The organism is Immundisolibacter sp., from assembly GCF_041601295.1.
In the GTDB taxonomy this organism is placed as follows: Bacteria; Pseudomonadota; Gammaproteobacteria; order Immundisolibacterales; family Immundisolibacteraceae; genus Immundisolibacter.
On record NZ_JBFIII010000082.1, the window covers coordinates 1 to 14,058 of the forward strand.

Consider the following 14,058-nt stretch of genomic DNA (forward strand, 5'->3'; position numbering starts at 1 on the left):
GCTGGGCGCAGTTGACAGTGGCGGCGCGCTGACCGGTATCGGCCGCCAGCTGGCGCGCTTTCCGCTCGACCCCTCGCTCGGGCGCATGCTGATCGAGGCCGGAAAGACCGGGGCGCTGCGCGAAGTGCTGATCATCACCGCGGTACTGACCCTGCCGGACCCGCGCGAACGGCCGCTCGATGCCCGCCAACACGCCGACCAGGTGCACCGTCAGTTCGCCGATGCGGGTTCGGATTTTCTGACTCTGCTTTCCATTTATCGGGCCTTCGAGCAGGAGGCTCGGCACCGCTCGCAGTCCAAACTGCGCGCCTGGTGCCGCGAGCACTTCCTGTCCTACCTGCGGCTGCGCGAGTGGCGCGATGTGACCGGCCAGCTCACCGCGCTGGCCAATGGCATGGGCCTGCGCGCATCCAAGCTGGATGCCGACTACGGCACAATCCACCGCGCGCTGCTGGCCGGCCTGCTCGGGCGCATCGCGCACCGTCTGGACCCAACCAGTCGCGGGGGGCGGGTCAAATCTGGCCGTGAGCTGGCCGGTACGCACGGCACTACATTGCGGATCTTCCCCGGCTCAGTGCTGTCCAGAAAGCCGCCGCGCTGGTTGATGGCGGCGGAACTGATCGATACCGGCCGGCTCTACGCACGCACCGTGGCGCGCATTGAGGTGCGTTGGATCGAGGCCGCTGCCTCGCACCTTGTGCGCCGCGAGTACAGCGAGCCGCAATGGGACCCGGCCAGCCGACGCCCGGTGGCCTTCGAGCGCGTGACCCTGTTCGGGTTGACGCTGGTCAGCCGCCGCCGCGTTGCCTACGGCCCAATCGATCCGGCGCATGCGCGTGCCATCTTCATCCGCGAGGTCATGATGGACGGCGCGCCGGGTGCCGATTGTCCCGCGCTGGAGGCCAACCGACTGCTGCTGGAGGCGCTCGAAACATTGCAGGCCAAGGTCCGCCGGCCTTTGCTGGTCGACGACGAGGCGCAGTTTGCGCTGTACGACGAGCGCTTGCCGGCCAATGTCTGGGATGGACATCGCTTTGAGCACTGGCTACGCAAGCAAGTGCCGGATGTGCTGTGTCTGCGTGCTGATCAACTGCTTCTGGCACAGGACCGTACCGAAGCAATCACGCCGGAGGTCTATCCGGACCAGCTTGCCGCCGGCGGCGCGTTGCTGCCGCTGCGCTACCGCTTTGAGCCTGGCCAGGACGACGACGGCATTACCGTACGCCTGCCGCGCGCGATGCTGTCCCGGATTGACGGCGACGTATTTGATTGGTTGATCCCAGGCTGGCTACCCGAGAAATGTACGGCCCTGATTCGCAGCCTGCCGGGGCCGCTGCGTCGCCAGTTCGTGCCCGCGCCGGACTTCGCCGCAAAGGCGCTTTTGCGCTTGAATCCCGGCGTTGGTCCGTTGCTACCGGCCCTTGCGGAAGCACTGTCCGACCTTACTGGCCGGCCATGCCCGGGCGACGCATTCTCGTCCGAGCGGATTGAACCGTATCTGTGCCTGCGTTTCGAAATTCTGGACGAGCACGGCGCGTCACTGGCCGCGGGACGCGATCTGCCGCAGCTGCGGGGACAGTTTGCAGGCGGGCCCGAGCCGACCGTACTAGCCATCCCTCGCCATGCGCTGGAACGCGAGGGCATCATCGCCTGGGACTTTGGCGCGTTGCCGCGGCAGGTGACCCTGCCGGGCCCGGGTGGCGTCGAATTGTTGCGCTGGCCAGCGCTGGTCGATGCAGGCGATAGCTGCGCGCTGCGACTGTTCGACGACCAGGCCACCGCCAGCGCAGCACACCGCGGCGGCGTGCGGGCCTTGCTGGTACGCACCCTGGCGCGTGAACTGCCGACACCGGATACGCTCGCTGCGGCCGCGGCGCTTTATCGGCGTCTCGGCAGCCCGGCCGAGCTGCTGCACGATCTGCACCGGGCAATTATCGATAGCGTTTGGGACGACTTGGGTACACCGCGCGATAGCGGAGAATTCACAAGCTTGGCTGAACGCTTGCATGCGCGTCTGATACCGACCGACGGTACGCTCGCGCGCGCCGTGAGCGAAGCACTGCGTACCTGGCGTGACACGGAGCGTGAGCTTGGTCACGCCACTACGCTGCCGCTGCTTGAGCTGGCGGCCGACCTGCGTGACCAGCTGGGGCATTTGATCTACGCCGGCTTCATCGTCGAAACCCCGCCGTCGTGGCTGGTCGAATTGCCCCGTTTTCTGGAGGCCGCCACGCTGCGCCTGGATCGGGCACGCCGCAACCCGGGCGCCGACCGTGGTGGTCGACAGGCGCTACAGCCGCTGTGGGAGGTGTTCTGGCAGGAGTATGTGGCTCATGTCGCGGAGCCGGCCTGGGTCGAGTTGCGCTGGCTGCTGGAGGAACTGCGCGTGGCCTTGTTCGCGCCACAGCTGCGCACGACACAGCCGATGTCTGTGGCCCGTTTCCGGAAATTGTTTCAGGCGGCGAAGGCCGGCAGGTAGGCGTGCTTGGGCCAAAGAAAACCCCATCGACGCGGGTGCGTCGACGGGTTTTTTTGATTGGGTCGTTGGGTCTTATTTCTGGATGGCAGCGATGAACTCGTCAGCCTTGCACAGATCCGTCAGGTAGGTCAGGGAAGTCTGGATGGCGGCGTCGTGCGCTTCCTTGCTACCGGCGCACACGCAGTCCTCGATGACGATGCAGTTATAGCCTTTGTCCACCGCGCTCCAGGTGGTGCCTTCCACCACGAAGGTGGTGGCCACGCCGATCATGGCGATGTCGGTGATGCCATGTTTCTTGAGGATTTCGTCCAGATTGGAGCCAACGAAGGCACTGATCATGGACTTTTTGACGATCTCGTCACCCGGCTTGGGCGCCACTTCTTCATGAATCTTTGCCCCCCAGGTACCCGGCTGCAGGGTTGGGCCGCCAGCACCGAGCATTCGGAAAAAAGCACCGCGGCTGGGCATTGGGGCAGCATCCGGCCCGAACTCCACGATGATGTGGATCACTTTCATCCCGGCCTGGCGCGCGGCGTCCAGCAGCTTGGCGCTGCGCGGCAAAATGCCGGTCTCCTGCACCATCTTGGCGAAGCCGGCGGCCTGCGCCAGCGCGGCGTCGGGATGGATGATGTCGTTCTGGAAGTCCATGGACAGCACGGCTGTCTTCTTGACGTCGATTTCGATGGTCATTTGGTAAAGCTCCGCTTTGGATCGGGTTTCAAGGAAAGGGTGCCCACGTCGGGGGGCGGCAGGCTTGTTTAGAAATGTACCTCGAACCGGCTCGGCTCGAAGCCATCCGGTACGGTCGGCGAGTGCAGCAGTTCCACCGATGGGGACACCTCCACGAATACCAGTGCCAGCAGCATGAGGTTGGCCTCGGCGGGCGGCAGATCGTTGATCGGAAACTGGTCCAGATACGCGATCATGGGCTCGATACGCGGCAGCAGGGCGTCATACACGCGCTGGATCTCGGGTAATGGAGTGGCGATCCGTTTGCCGTGGCGCCCACGCTCGGTCGGCAACGCCCAATCCCCCAACCAGGCCAGGTCCCGATAGCCCTCGGGCAAGGCGAACGAGGTGTCGCTCATGGCCGGTTCACCCATTCCTGAACGGTGTGCAGCTGGTGCCGGACGGCGATTTCCATCTCGCTGAGCGGCAGGTGCTTGAGCACGCCCGAGCCCATCGCCTTCTGCGCGAACTCAAGCGTGCTCAGATCCTCATACAGGATGTCGCGCAGCAGCACCTTGGTGTGCTCCTGGGCGAATTTCTGGCCGGCGCTTTCGGCGTCGAGCTGGTAGATATTCATCTCCCAGGTGGACTCGTCCACCGATACCGGCCAGAAGTTGTAGGTGAAATACCAGCCGGGTCCGACGTCGATAAAGAAGTTCGGAAAGAACACGTTGATGTCGAACCACCAGTTGGGGCTGTTGTCCGGGTTCAGGCCGGGCAGGTCCACCATGTCGCCGGGTGCGAAGCTCATGCCGTACTTCCAGGCCAGTGTTTCCGACGGCGTGGGCGTGTGGGCCGGGTTCACCCATACGGAACCCGAATGATGCGGGCCGTAAATGCGGGCGGAACTGAGCAGGCCGTAGGGATTTTCCTGGCCGGCGCAGGCGTCCGGCACCGTGTGCCGGTGCACCATCATCACGTGATATGCCTCGTGGAAGGCGTCGATGAAAGTCTTCCAGTTGGCCTTGACCCGTGCGCTGTAGCGGGCGATGTGGTTGAAGCGGGCGAACGGATACTCGTCCAGCTGCGTGGCCATGTCGCCCAGGAACTCGCGCAGCCCCATCTTTGGTTCTGGTTCCCAGTGCACGAATACGAACCCGTTCCAGGTGTCCGTGGCCAGCGGCCGCAAACCGTAGTCGGCGCGGTCCAGGTTGGGGAAGTATTCCTCGCCGGGCATGCCCTTGAGGCGGCCTTCGAGGTCATAGGTCCAGCCGTGGAAATTGCAGATAAAGCCCTTCGCATGGCCCTTGTCGCAGATGGCGACCGCCATGCCGCGATGCGTGCATACGTTGTGGAACCCGCGCACCACGCCATCATCGCCGCGCACCAGCAGCACCGCGGTCTTGAGCACCTCGATCTCGCGAACGACATAGTCGCCCGGGTTCGGCAGTTCCTCCCCGCGTGCCACTTCCAGCCAGGCCCGGCGAAAGATCTTCTCCCGCTCCTTTTCGAAAAACTCAGCCGAGATGTACGGCTCGATCGGCAACGGAGCGGTACCCATGTCGGGCATCTGCGTCGTGATCTTGGTATGAAATCGTTCTTCCGGCTTGGTCATGGGTCGTTGTCTCCTGAACCGCCTGGTTCGTCATTACCGGGTCGCCAGCATGCAGTGCGCACCCGCCACCTGCGAGTGGGCCATAGTAAGCCAGTTACCGATCGCTTGGTCCACTGCCGGTTGCCGCCGCCGGGTCTGACCCGTTAACGTGCCGAGCCTGATCGACACTCACGAACGGAGACCGAAGTATGGAACTCCACTGGCATCCCATGTCCGGCAACAGTCGCAAGGCCTTGATGGCGTTGGAGGAGGTCGGCGCCGATTACACGCTGCATCAGGTGGATATTCTGCACGGCGCGCAGCACACGCCTGAATATCGGCGCCTGAACCCGAACGCGCTGGTGCCCACGCTGGTGGACGGACCCATGGTGCTGTGGGAGTCATCGGCCATCGTGTATTACCTGGCGGAGGTCTGTCCCGAAGCGCGGCTGTTCGCCAGCGACCCGGCGCAGCGCGCCAGCACCGTGCGCTGGCTGGTCTGGCAACCGGTGACCATCATGCCGTGCATCCGTCGCCTGCGGGAGCAGACCGTGATGCTGCGCCCTGGGCAAACGGCGGACGCGGATGCCCTGACGCGCGCCAAGCAGGACTTGATCGCGGGCTTGCGCCTGGTGGGCGATGCGCTTGGCTCACAGGCCTATCTGTGCGGGCAGTTCGGAGTAGCGGACATCGTGATGCTGCCGCACATGTGGTATGCGATCAATGAGATGAAGCTCGAATTGCCACCGCAGCTGACCGATTACGTGGCACGGCTGGCAGAACGTCCGAGTTGGCGTACTGTGCTGGCCCGCGCGGGCACGCCAGCGGTCGCCTGACCGTTTGCCGTTTGCCGCTGGCCATGACACTGGTCTCGGCGGCGTCGACGACGGTGGTGGCTAATCCTGCGGTGGGTCCCAGGGCAGGCGCCGCGGATCGGTCTTGTACCAGCCCTGGATGTCCTTTTTGAGTACCTTTCCGGTCAGGCCCTTGGGCAAGTCCTCGACGACTTCGATGTGCTTGGGCAGTTCGTACTTGGCCAGCCGTGGCCGGCAGAACTCCAATAATTCAGCGGCGCTGGCGTTGGCGCCTTGCTTCAGGCTGACGGTGGCCACCACCGCCTCGCCCCACTCCGGGTGCGCAGCGCCGACCACCGCCACTTCGCGCACCGCCGGGTGCTCGGCCAACGCGGTTTCCACCACGCTTGGGTAGATGTTGGCGGCACCCGAGATGATCAGAAAATTCTTGCGGTCGGTCAGGTACAGGTAACCCTGGGCATCCAGCCGACCCAGATCGTGCGTCTTGAGCCAGCCATCCACCAGCGCCTGCGCGGTCAACTCGGGCAGGTTCAGGTAGCCGCGCATGTTGGTGCTGGACCGTATCCACACCTCGCCGACCTCGCCCGCCGGCAACGGCTGGCCACGGTCGTCGCGAATGGACAGTTCCATATGCACGCCACCGCGGCCGCAGGAGGTGAGCAAGTCGGGACGGTCGGCCAGGCCGCGCAGGTGATCGTCGTGGTGCAGGAAGCTCACCCAGCCGCCAGTGGTCTCGGTGATGCCATATAACTGCATCATCTCGCAGCCGAACGTTTCGAGCGTGCGGCGGATCAGCGCCGGGCGCGCCGGCGAGGAACCATAGGTGACCAGTCGCAGCGAGGACAGGTCGTAATCGCCGCGGTCGAACTCGTCCAGCAGGCGCTGCATCATCAGCGGCACGATGATGGTGGAGGTCACCCGATAGCGGCCCACAAACTCCAGGAACCGCACCGTCTCGAAGTCGCCGCTGGGCAGCACCACGGTCATGCCGTTCATGAGGTTCATCGAGCCGAGCACGAAGGTGATCCAGCCGGACGCCGTGGGTGGAAACCACACGTCCTCATACCGCAGGCCGATGGCCAGTACCGTGTACACCATGGAATCGCGCATCGCGCCCTGAGTCAGCATCACGCCCTTGGGCAGCCCCGTCGTGCCCGACGTGTAGCTGAGCGCAATCAGGTCATCGTCGGCCAGGTCAGTTGGTTGCGGCGCGCCAGTCGCCGCGTTGATCAGCGTCTCGTAGTCGTATTCCAGCCCATGCTCGCCGCCGTAGCCGATCAGAATTCTGCCGTCGGCGCGGATGTCGGCCAGGATGTCGGCCAGCAGCGGCACGCAGTTGGCCTGTACCAGGATCACCCGCGCATTGCTGTCGCGAATGACATGCATCATCTCGCGCGGCGCATAGCGCCAGTTGATGCCGCAGCGCAGCAGGCCGGTCTTGTAGCACGCGTACAGGTGCTCGTAGACCTCCAGGTGCTCGTGGCTCAGGATGGCCGCCACATCGCCCTGCTTCAGTCCCAGGTTCTGCACAGCGGTGGCCAGGCGGTCCGAGCGGGTGTGAATCTGCTGCCAGCTCAGTGCCCGGTCGCCGTCGTGATAGGCGATTTTGTCCGGGTAGTGCGCCGCGCAGCGGGCAATGTAGTCACGTGGCAGCATGGCCGCCGTCTCCTTGTTGCGGATCTGGTGGGGTCAGAACGCGATCAGGCGGGCTTGAACTTCAGCAGCGGCAAGCCCTCGCCGACGGACTCGAAGGTGGCCTGCACCGGGCTGCCAATGGTCAGGTCGGCATTGGCAACCCCGACCACATTGGCCAGCAGGCGTGGGCCTTCTTCGAGTTCGATCAGGCACACGTTATACGGGACCATGGCCTCGAAGGCCGGGTCGAAGGTGCGATGCATGACCACATAGCTGTAAATCTCGCCGCGGCCACTGGCCTGTCGCCATTGGACCCCGGTCGAGCCGCAGTTCTCGCACAGGAAGGCCCCCGGCGCCAACCAGGTCGCGCAGTCCGGGCAGTGCTGCACCAGCACCTTGCCCTCGGCCATGGCGTCGAAATGTGGACGGTTCAGTTCGTTCAGGACCGGCATCGGCCAGCCCTGGATGCGCGTGATGTCGTACATGGCGGGCTCCTTACAGGCTGGCGTGGGGGCTGGTGATCATGCAGGCGTGATACATCATGCGTCCGCCGTAGGCGGCGGTCAGTACCAGATCGTGCTTGACCTGGCGCTCTCCGGCCGTGCCACGGGTCTGCATCACGCCCTCCGACAGCGGCGTGCCGCCCTGCAGGTAGTAGCCGGACAACTGGCCGCCCCCGGTATTGACCGGAAAGCTGCCGCCGGGTGCCGTCTGGCCGGCCAGCACGAACTCGCCGGCACCGCCGGGCGCGACAAAACCGTACTGCTCCAGCTGCAACAGGATGCAGTAGGTGAATGCGTCATAGACCTGCGCGCAGTCGATATCCTTGGGCCCGACACCGGCCATGGCATAGGCGCCTTCACCGGCCAGCCTGGCGCCGATTTCGATTTCGTTCTCGAAGCCGCGCCGATTGGTCACGCCGCGATGGCCCTGGCCCATGCCATGCACATACACCGCCGGCTGCGGACCGTCGGCAGCGCTGGCTGCGCTGGTAACCACCACCGCTACCGCGCCGTTGACCGGAAACGAGCAATCGAACAGGTGAAACGGATCCACCACATAGGGCGAGTTGTGATGGTCTTCCATGGTGAGCGGTTTTTTCATCATCGCCAGTGGGTTTTTGAGCGCCCACTGCCGGCAGGCGACCGCCACCGCACCCAGGTGGTCCTCGGTCAGTTTGTTCTTGTGCATATAGCGACGGGCCGCCAAGGCGTAGGCCGCGACGGGGCCAAATAAGCCGGTCGGCGCCTCGCTGCCGAGCTTGCCCATCAGTGGCAGTGGCATGCCAAACGCCTGCTGGGTGCTGACGCCGGGCACGATCGGCGCGTCCGAGAACACACACACCACCGCCTTGGCCATGCCGGCCTGCACGGCCAGCGCCGCCTGCTGCACCATCTGCACCCCAGATGAGCCCTCGGCTTCCACCACTCCACACAAGGTGAGGTCCTTGAGGCCGGCGTAATCCAGCAGGTCCATCGGCAGGTCCATCAAGGTCGCCACCGGACTCTTGTTGATGAGCAGGCCGTCGATGTCGGATTTTTTCAGACCCGCGTCGGCAATCGCACGGTGAATGGCAGCGACGGCAAGCTGCCAGGTCGGTCCGATGTACTGACGGCTCAAATCCGACATGGCAAAGCCACGGATCGCCGCCAGCGGTTTTTTACTGGCCATGGGGTTTCTCCTCGTGTTGTGGGGGAGGGGCCGGAACAGTCCGGGACGGACTGTTCAAACCCTCAAAGCCGGACCATGCGGTTCCGGCTTCTTCTCGGTGCGCAGGGCCTGTAGCGCGTGTGGCGGGCGCTTCTTGCCGCGCGCTGCTACCGGCCAGTCAAGGACTGTCAGATCAAAAACGCCAGGTTTGGGATGGCCTCGTCGCCGTTGACCAGCACAACCTTCTTGAAGGCCATTTTCAGGCCGCCGTCCTCGCGCCGTAGCCGGTGCGTGGTGCGCCCGGCCCAGATACGCATCTGGTGCGTGGACTGGACCACGGTTTCTATCAGCATAAAGTTCGAACCGACTTCGTAGCCGTCGTCGGTACGGGTGATCTCGACGTTGGAAAGCAGTCGCCGCATGGGTGAGGCCGGCTCCTGGCTGTAGCGGTAGCCGGTCAGGAGCTGGCGCACGCGGGTGGCGATACGAGTTCGGTTGTCATAGATATGCGACACGTGCGTGTTCGGATCATGGCCCTCGGCGCGCGGCACCCAGTACACCGCATCATCGGCCCACAGGGCTTCCCAGTCGGCATAGCGCGACTCATCGGCCAGGCGCGCCTCGCGATAGACAAAGCCGGTGACCTCGCGCAGTTCGGCCTCGCCGAGCGCGGGTTGTTCAAGCGTTGTTGTGCTCATGGGTGCCCCTTTATCCGACCATGACGTGCAGGTAGTGCTGCCAGAAGCCACGGTTCGAGGTCTCGTCGGTCATGTGCGAGGTGCGCACGCCGCGGGCGTCGGTTTCTTCGCGCCCCAGCCCGCGGCTCAGGTCGCACCACGGATCGCCGGCTTCCAGTGCTTGCTGGGCGCGCTCGGCAATTGACGCATCGTCCGCCACCAGGAACGAGGCCGGCCCGAGCGCGCCCTCGCTTTGCCGCAGCAGGCGAAAATCCAGGCCCGGCGCGCCTTCCAGCAGCATCGGCGTGTGCCACTGCACGCTCTGGTTGACCTTGAGCGGCTGAAAAATGACGATGTTCATCTCGGCCAGGAACAGGTTCGGCCAGATGCAGGCGTGCGGCGGACCCAGGCGCATCAACTCGGTGGCCCGCTCCTTGCCGTAGGATTTTTCCATCGCGGCCACGTAGTCCGGGACTTTGTCCGGACCGGTGCCCAGCCACTCCAGTGGCTGGGTGTAGCCGCCGGCAAAATCGATTTCGGTGTGGCCGTTGCCCCAGTCGCGAATTACGCCCTTGATCTGCTTTTCGTCCGACACGAAGCTGTCGTACTGCGAGCGGATGGCGCGCGTGAACGACTGGTGCGTGAAACCGACGTGGTACCCATCGGTGTCGTTCTCGGGCAGCATCTTCCAGTTGGCATCATACTGGTGACGCACCCAGCCGGCGGTCAGGCGCAGTTTGCCGTCCGGCGACAGGTCGCAGGCGCGGTCGATCAGCTCCTTGGCCCGGCCAAGATAGTCGTCCAGCGAAATTCCGTCGTGCGCGGCACTGGCAAACACGAAACCGCGGTAATGGCCGCTGCGCGGCACTTCCAGGCCATGGTGCCCCCAGTCCTTCTGGAAACCGCCGGCGTGCGGTACGTCCTGCAGCTCGCCATTCAAGCTGAAGGTCCAGCCGTGATAGGGGCAGGTGAAGTTCCTGGCATTTCCGGCGGGCTTGTTGCACAGCAGGTTGCCGCGGTGCTGGCAGCGGTTGATGAATACGTTGACGGCGCCGTCCGACGCGCGCGTGACCAGGTAATGCTGGCGACCGACGGTGCGGGTGATGTAGTCGCCCGGATTCGGCAGCTCGCTGTCGTGCGCGACGAATACCCAGCCTCGGGAAAAAATCTTGTCCAGCTCGTCCTCGAACACGTATGGCTCGGTATACAGCGAGCCGTGGACGCGATCGGGCTGGATCAACTCCCGGTAACTGGCCGGGGAAAGACGTTCGATACGCATGCCCATGCTCCTGCGCAATGCCGGCCTGAGAGCCGGCGAATGGGACCGCCAGGGGCAGCCCCGAGGTCTGACCGAAAACGCGCGTATCGGGTGCGGTACGCACCACCCGTACCCGTCCGTGGGCTGGCGGACTCCCGCGCGCATCGGGCCAGAGTTGACATGCATTCTAACGGCCGCCGGCCTCAAGTGGACCATCACCACAGCCGTCATCCTGACCGGCGTCAATAGTTGCCGGGGGGCAGCTCACAGGCGGTGGCGTCGATCGCCGCTGGCGAAGCCGAGCAAACCGTCACGTCCGTCCAGTGCCCGCGTCAGCGCCAGCGCCTTGAAAGCCTCGCCCATGGCCTGCGGCAACAGTAACTGCCGCGCCTGCAAGGCCAGGTCCAGGTATCCCGCATCGTCCGGATCGACCGCTTCAAGCAGCTGTGTCAGGCCGCAATTGATGAGGAACTGCGCCTGGTTGGCAAAGCCGGCCAGCGTGGCGCCGGCCGCCACCGCCGCCTGCGCCATGGCCGTGAAATCCACATGCGCCGTGATGTCCTGCAGGCCCGGCCACAGCAGCGCGTCGCCATGGGTGCGCTGGCGGTAATGGCACTGCAAGGTGCCGGTGTGGCGCTGCGGGTGGTAGTACTCCGCCCGCGGATAGCCGTAGTCGATCAGCAACAACAGGCCACGCTGCAGCCGCTCGCATACAGTACGGACCCAGGCTTCGGCGGCGAAATTCACTTCCGATTCGTAACCGTCGGGCAGGTCCAGCGGCTCCAGGCGCAGTGCCAACCGGTCATCCTGTGGTGTGCCCTCCACCAGGCGCAGGTCGGTCCCAGCCTTGATCACATACAGTTCGGCAAGGCCATTGGCTGTACGCCGAAAGCGCCGTACCGGCATCGCATCCAGCACCTCGTTGGCGATCATTACGCCCTCGAACTGCTGCGGCAGATGTTCCAGCCACGCCACCCGCTCGGCCAGATGCGGCACGTCTCGGGCAATGGCCTCGCGCTGGCGCTGCTTAAGGTCCGCGCTGAGCTCCAGCATCAGGTAGCGCTGCGGCAGGCAGCCGAGCCGATCGAGTTCCGCCAGCAACTCGGCTGCCAGCGCGCCGCTGCCGGGGCCGAATTCCAGTACGTCGCCGTCCTGCACAGTGGTCAGCACCTGTGCCACCTGCCGCGCCAGTGCGCGGGCAAACAGCGGCGAGCGCTCCGGCGCGGTAACGAAATCGCCACCGCCCCCGAACTTGCGCAGCCCGTTGACGTAATAGCCCAGGCCCGGCTCGTACAAGGCCCGCTGCATATAGGCTTCGAAACCCAGTTGCCCGCCAGTCGCGGCCAGCGCTTCGTGAACGCGCGATTCGAGCTGCGCCGACAGCGCCAGCGCGTCGGCGGCGGGGGCGGGCAAGTCATCCACGGCCCGGCACCGTTACTATCTGTGTACCTTCCATCCCGGTCATCCGTATGTTCATTCTGTCCCTGGCTGTCACTGTCGTTGCCTATCTGCTGGGCTCGCTGTCCGCTGCCATTGTGGTGTGTCGCCTGCTGCGCCTGCCGGACCCGCGCGCCGAAGGCTCCCGCAACCCCGGCGCCACCAATGTGCTGCGCATCGGCGGCAAATGGCCAGCGTTCCTTACCCTGTCCGGCGATCTGCTCAAGGGCGTGCTGCCGGTGCTGCTGGCCCACGCACTGCACCTGCCGCCGTGGGGCCTGGCGGCGGTCATGTTCGCCGCCTTCCTCGGACATTTGTACCCGCTCTATTTTGGCTTCGCTGGCGGCAAGGGCGTTGCCACCACCCTTGGCGTGGTGCTGGCCATGAGCCCGCCGGTGGGCCTGGCCACCTGCCTTACCTGGCTCGCTACCGCCGCGGTCACGCGTTATTCGTCCCTGGCTGCCCTGATCGCCGTGGGCTTGACGCCGGTTTACACCTTTTTGTGGACGCGCCAACCGGCGCTGGCACTGGCCACGCTGCTGATCGCCGCCATCCTCATCTGGCGCCACCGCGACAACATCGCCCGCCTGCGCGCCGGCACGGAAAGCCGCATCGGCCGCAAAAAAACCGCCCCGAGCACCCCATGAACTACTGGCTGTTCAAATCCGAACCGGACGTGTTCGGCATCGACCATCTGGCCGGCAAACCCAAGGCCACCGAGCACTGGGACGGTGTGCGCAACTACCAGGCGCGTAACTTCATGCGCGCCATGCAGGTTGGCGACCAAGCCTTTTTCTACCACTCCAACTGCGACCCGCCGGGTATCGTCGGCATCGTGGAAGTGGTTCGCGAGGCGTATCCGGATGACAGCTCGTGGAATCCAGAGAGCAAATACTTCGATCCGGCCTCCACCCCCGACAAGCCGCGCTGGTTCATGGTCGACGTGCGCCTGGTACGCAAACTGCCGCGTCTCATATCCCTGGCCGAACTGCGCGACAACCCGGCGCTGATCGAAATGCCGCTGGTGCGGCGGGGGAACCGATTGTCGGTGATGCCGGTGGAGAAGTCGGCGTGGGAGGTCATTCTGCGGATGGCGCAGGGTCATGACGGACGGTTCGATAAACCGATTTAAGCTCACAATCAAACCTCGGACCAAACGAACATGAGACCTACGTTCCGGTGCCAGATTTCGTACACTGATGCTCATGGCCCCACCAACAATCAGCCAGTTCCGCCACCTGATACGCACGCTGAATTACGTCGTTTCCACCCACGCCGCCGAAGAGCTTGAAGATGACCACCTCTCCATCCTCGACCTCGAAAACATCATCCTCACGGGGCAAATCGCCGCGCGCCAGCGTGACCCCCAAACCCGTGAAGTCAAGTGCGTCGTCACAGGCGTCACGCTCGATGGCACGGCTGCCGAAACCGTCGTCAAAGTCGGGATCACCGGCAAGCTCATTGTCGTCACCGTCTATCTCTGTTGAGGAACACTGCGCTTATTGCGGCAGTGCCACCGTCCAGTTGAAGCACGTCACGCGGAGCTTCGGCAAAGGCGCTACCTTGCTGGTCATCGAAGCCATTCCCATGTGGTCGTGCCCGAGTTGCAGCGAGTCTTACTTCTCCGCACAAACCCTGCACGAGATCGAACGTATCAAAGCATTGCGCCAATCGGTTGCCGTCAATCGCACAGTGCCGGTGGCTGTCTTCGAGGCTGCGGATGCGTAGCTTGGTGAGTGACCCGATAAAATTTTCCGGAACCTTACAGATAGATTAAGGAACCGCTGAACGATTCAGTATGTCCCTCTGCGAGTGCGGCAGGATCGACTCTAAGGGCCAGCCCC

At 64.4% G+C, this 14,058-nt stretch carries 15 protein-coding genes; 6 read left to right on the top strand and 9 right to left on the bottom strand.

Annotated elements, in window-relative coordinates; translation table 11 throughout:
* On the top strand, positions 1–2,479 hold a 2,479-nt coding region (locus tag ABZF37_RS10850; protein ID WP_372719780.1), incomplete at its 5' end, for a DUF3418 domain-containing protein.
* A 72-nt stretch (positions 2,480–2,551) separates the two neighbouring features.
* On the opposite strand, the gene ABZF37_RS10855 is transcribed toward ABZF37_RS10850, so the two are convergent.
* The 3 genes from ABZF37_RS10855 to ABZF37_RS10865 form a co-directional block, all read right to left on the bottom strand.
* Positions 2,552–3,169 carry a cysteine hydrolase family protein gene (locus ABZF37_RS10855; RefSeq protein ID WP_372719782.1) on the bottom strand — a complete coding sequence of 206 codons (618 nt, stop codon included), beginning with the start codon at positions 3,167–3,169 and terminating at the stop codon, positions 2,552–2,554.
* 68 nt (positions 3,170–3,237) lie between these two features.
* Positions 3,238–3,567, bottom strand: a complete 330-nt coding sequence (locus tag ABZF37_RS10860) for a hypothetical protein (RefSeq protein WP_372719784.1) — start codon at positions 3,565–3,567, stop codon at positions 3,238–3,240.
* Positions 3,564–4,763: an aromatic ring-hydroxylating dioxygenase subunit alpha gene (locus ABZF37_RS10865; protein ID WP_372719786.1), complete on the bottom strand. Its 1,200-nt coding sequence runs from the start codon at positions 4,761–4,763 to the stop codon at positions 3,564–3,566. Before ABZF37_RS10865 ends, ABZF37_RS10860 begins: the two co-directional genes overlap by 4 nt.
* 188 nt (positions 4,764–4,951) lie before the next feature.
* On the opposite strand from ABZF37_RS10865, the gene ABZF37_RS10870 reads away from it, so the two are divergent.
* Entirely contained in the window at positions 4,952–5,578 is a 627-nt protein-coding gene (locus ABZF37_RS10870) for a glutathione S-transferase family protein (RefSeq protein ID WP_372719788.1), read from the top strand.
* A 60-nt stretch (positions 5,579–5,638) separates the two neighbouring features.
* On the opposite strand, the gene ABZF37_RS10875 is transcribed toward ABZF37_RS10870, so the two are convergent.
* The 6 genes from ABZF37_RS10875 to ABZF37_RS10900 form a co-directional block, all read right to left on the bottom strand.
* Positions 5,639–7,213, bottom strand: coding sequence for a class I adenylate-forming enzyme family protein (locus ABZF37_RS10875; RefSeq protein ID WP_372719790.1), 1,575 nt, complete (start codon positions 7,211–7,213; stop codon positions 5,639–5,641).
* 44 nt (positions 7,214–7,257) lie between these two features.
* Positions 7,258–7,677, bottom strand: coding sequence for a Zn-ribbon domain-containing OB-fold protein (locus tag ABZF37_RS10880; protein ID WP_372719792.1), 420 nt, complete (start codon positions 7,675–7,677; stop codon positions 7,258–7,260).
* 10 nt (positions 7,678–7,687) lie between these two features.
* Entirely contained in the window at positions 7,688–8,863 is a 1,176-nt protein-coding gene (locus ABZF37_RS10885; RefSeq protein WP_372719794.1) for a thiolase family protein, read from the bottom strand.
* Between the two features lie 167 nt (positions 8,864–9,030).
* On the bottom strand, positions 9,031–9,540 hold the full coding sequence (locus tag ABZF37_RS10890; protein ID WP_372719796.1) for an aromatic-ring-hydroxylating dioxygenase subunit beta: 510 nt from the start codon (positions 9,538–9,540) through the stop codon (positions 9,031–9,033).
* Between the two features lie 10 nt (positions 9,541–9,550).
* Entirely contained in the window at positions 9,551–10,798 is a 1,248-nt protein-coding gene (locus ABZF37_RS10895) for a Rieske 2Fe-2S domain-containing protein (protein WP_372719798.1), read from the bottom strand.
* A 243-nt stretch (positions 10,799–11,041) separates the two neighbouring features.
* Positions 11,042–12,199, bottom strand: coding sequence for a class I SAM-dependent methyltransferase (locus tag ABZF37_RS10900; protein ID WP_372719800.1), 1,158 nt, complete (start codon positions 12,197–12,199; stop codon positions 11,042–11,044).
* A gap of 47 nt (positions 12,200–12,246) precedes the next feature.
* Here ABZF37_RS10900 and plsY point away from each other — a divergent pair, with 47 nt between their 5' ends.
* The 4 genes from plsY (at position 12,247) to ABZF37_RS10920 (ending at position 13,942) form a co-directional block, all read left to right on the top strand.
* Positions 12,247–12,861, top strand: coding sequence for a glycerol-3-phosphate 1-O-acyltransferase PlsY (gene plsY, locus ABZF37_RS10905; protein ID WP_372719802.1), 615 nt, complete (start codon positions 12,247–12,249; stop codon positions 12,859–12,861).
* A complete protein-coding gene (locus ABZF37_RS10910) occupies positions 12,858–13,346 on the top strand; it encodes an EVE domain-containing protein (protein ID WP_372719804.1) in 489 nt (162 codons plus the stop codon). Before plsY ends, ABZF37_RS10910 begins: the two co-directional genes overlap by 4 nt.
* A gap of 73 nt (positions 13,347–13,419) precedes the next feature.
* A complete protein-coding gene (locus ABZF37_RS10915) occupies positions 13,420–13,701 on the top strand; it encodes a DUF4258 domain-containing protein (RefSeq protein ID WP_372719806.1) in 282 nt (93 codons plus the stop codon).
* Positions 13,625–13,942, top strand: coding sequence for a type II toxin-antitoxin system MqsA family antitoxin (locus ABZF37_RS10920; RefSeq protein ID WP_372719808.1), 318 nt, complete (start codon positions 13,625–13,627; stop codon positions 13,940–13,942). The genes ABZF37_RS10915 and ABZF37_RS10920 overlap by 77 nt, the downstream gene beginning before the upstream one ends.
* Positions 13,943–14,058: the final 116 nt, after the last annotated feature.

Excerpts from the sequence above, each read along its gene's own strand:
- ABZF37_RS10855 (WP_372719782.1), bottom strand. The coding sequence starts at position 3,169 with ATGACCATCGAAATCGACGTCAAGAAGACAGCCGTGCTGTCCATGGAC.
- ABZF37_RS10860 (WP_372719784.1), bottom strand. The coding sequence starts at position 3,567 with ATGAGCGACACCTCGTTCGCCTTGCCCGAGGGCTATCGGGACCTGGCC.
- ABZF37_RS10865 (WP_372719786.1), bottom strand. The coding sequence starts at position 4,763 with ATGACCAAGCCGGAAGAACGATTTCATACCAAGATCACGACGCAGATG.
- ABZF37_RS10870 (WP_372719788.1), top strand. The coding sequence starts at position 4,952 with ATGGAACTCCACTGGCATCCCATGTCCGGCAACAGTCGCAAGGCCTTG.
- ABZF37_RS10875 (WP_372719790.1), bottom strand. The coding sequence starts at position 7,213 with ATGCTGCCACGTGACTACATTGCCCGCTGCGCGGCGCACTACCCGGAC.
- ABZF37_RS10880 (WP_372719792.1), bottom strand. The coding sequence starts at position 7,677 with ATGTACGACATCACGCGCATCCAGGGCTGGCCGATGCCGGTCCTGAAC.
- ABZF37_RS10885 (WP_372719794.1), bottom strand. The coding sequence starts at position 8,863 with ATGGCCAGTAAAAAACCGCTGGCGGCGATCCGTGGCTTTGCCATGTCG.
- ABZF37_RS10890 (WP_372719796.1), bottom strand. The coding sequence starts at position 9,540 with ATGAGCACAACAACGCTTGAACAACCCGCGCTCGGCGAGGCCGAACTG.
- ABZF37_RS10895 (WP_372719798.1), bottom strand. The coding sequence starts at position 10,798 with ATGCGTATCGAACGTCTTTCCCCGGCCAGTTACCGGGAGTTGATCCAG.
- plsY (WP_372719802.1), top strand. The coding sequence starts at position 12,247 with ATGTTCATTCTGTCCCTGGCTGTCACTGTCGTTGCCTATCTGCTGGGC.
- ABZF37_RS10910 (WP_372719804.1), top strand. The coding sequence starts at position 12,858 with ATGAACTACTGGCTGTTCAAATCCGAACCGGACGTGTTCGGCATCGAC.
- ABZF37_RS10915 (WP_372719806.1), top strand. The coding sequence starts at position 13,420 with ATGGCCCCACCAACAATCAGCCAGTTCCGCCACCTGATACGCACGCTG.
- ABZF37_RS10920 (WP_372719808.1), top strand. The coding sequence starts at position 13,625 with ATGGCACGGCTGCCGAAACCGTCGTCAAAGTCGGGATCACCGGCAAGC.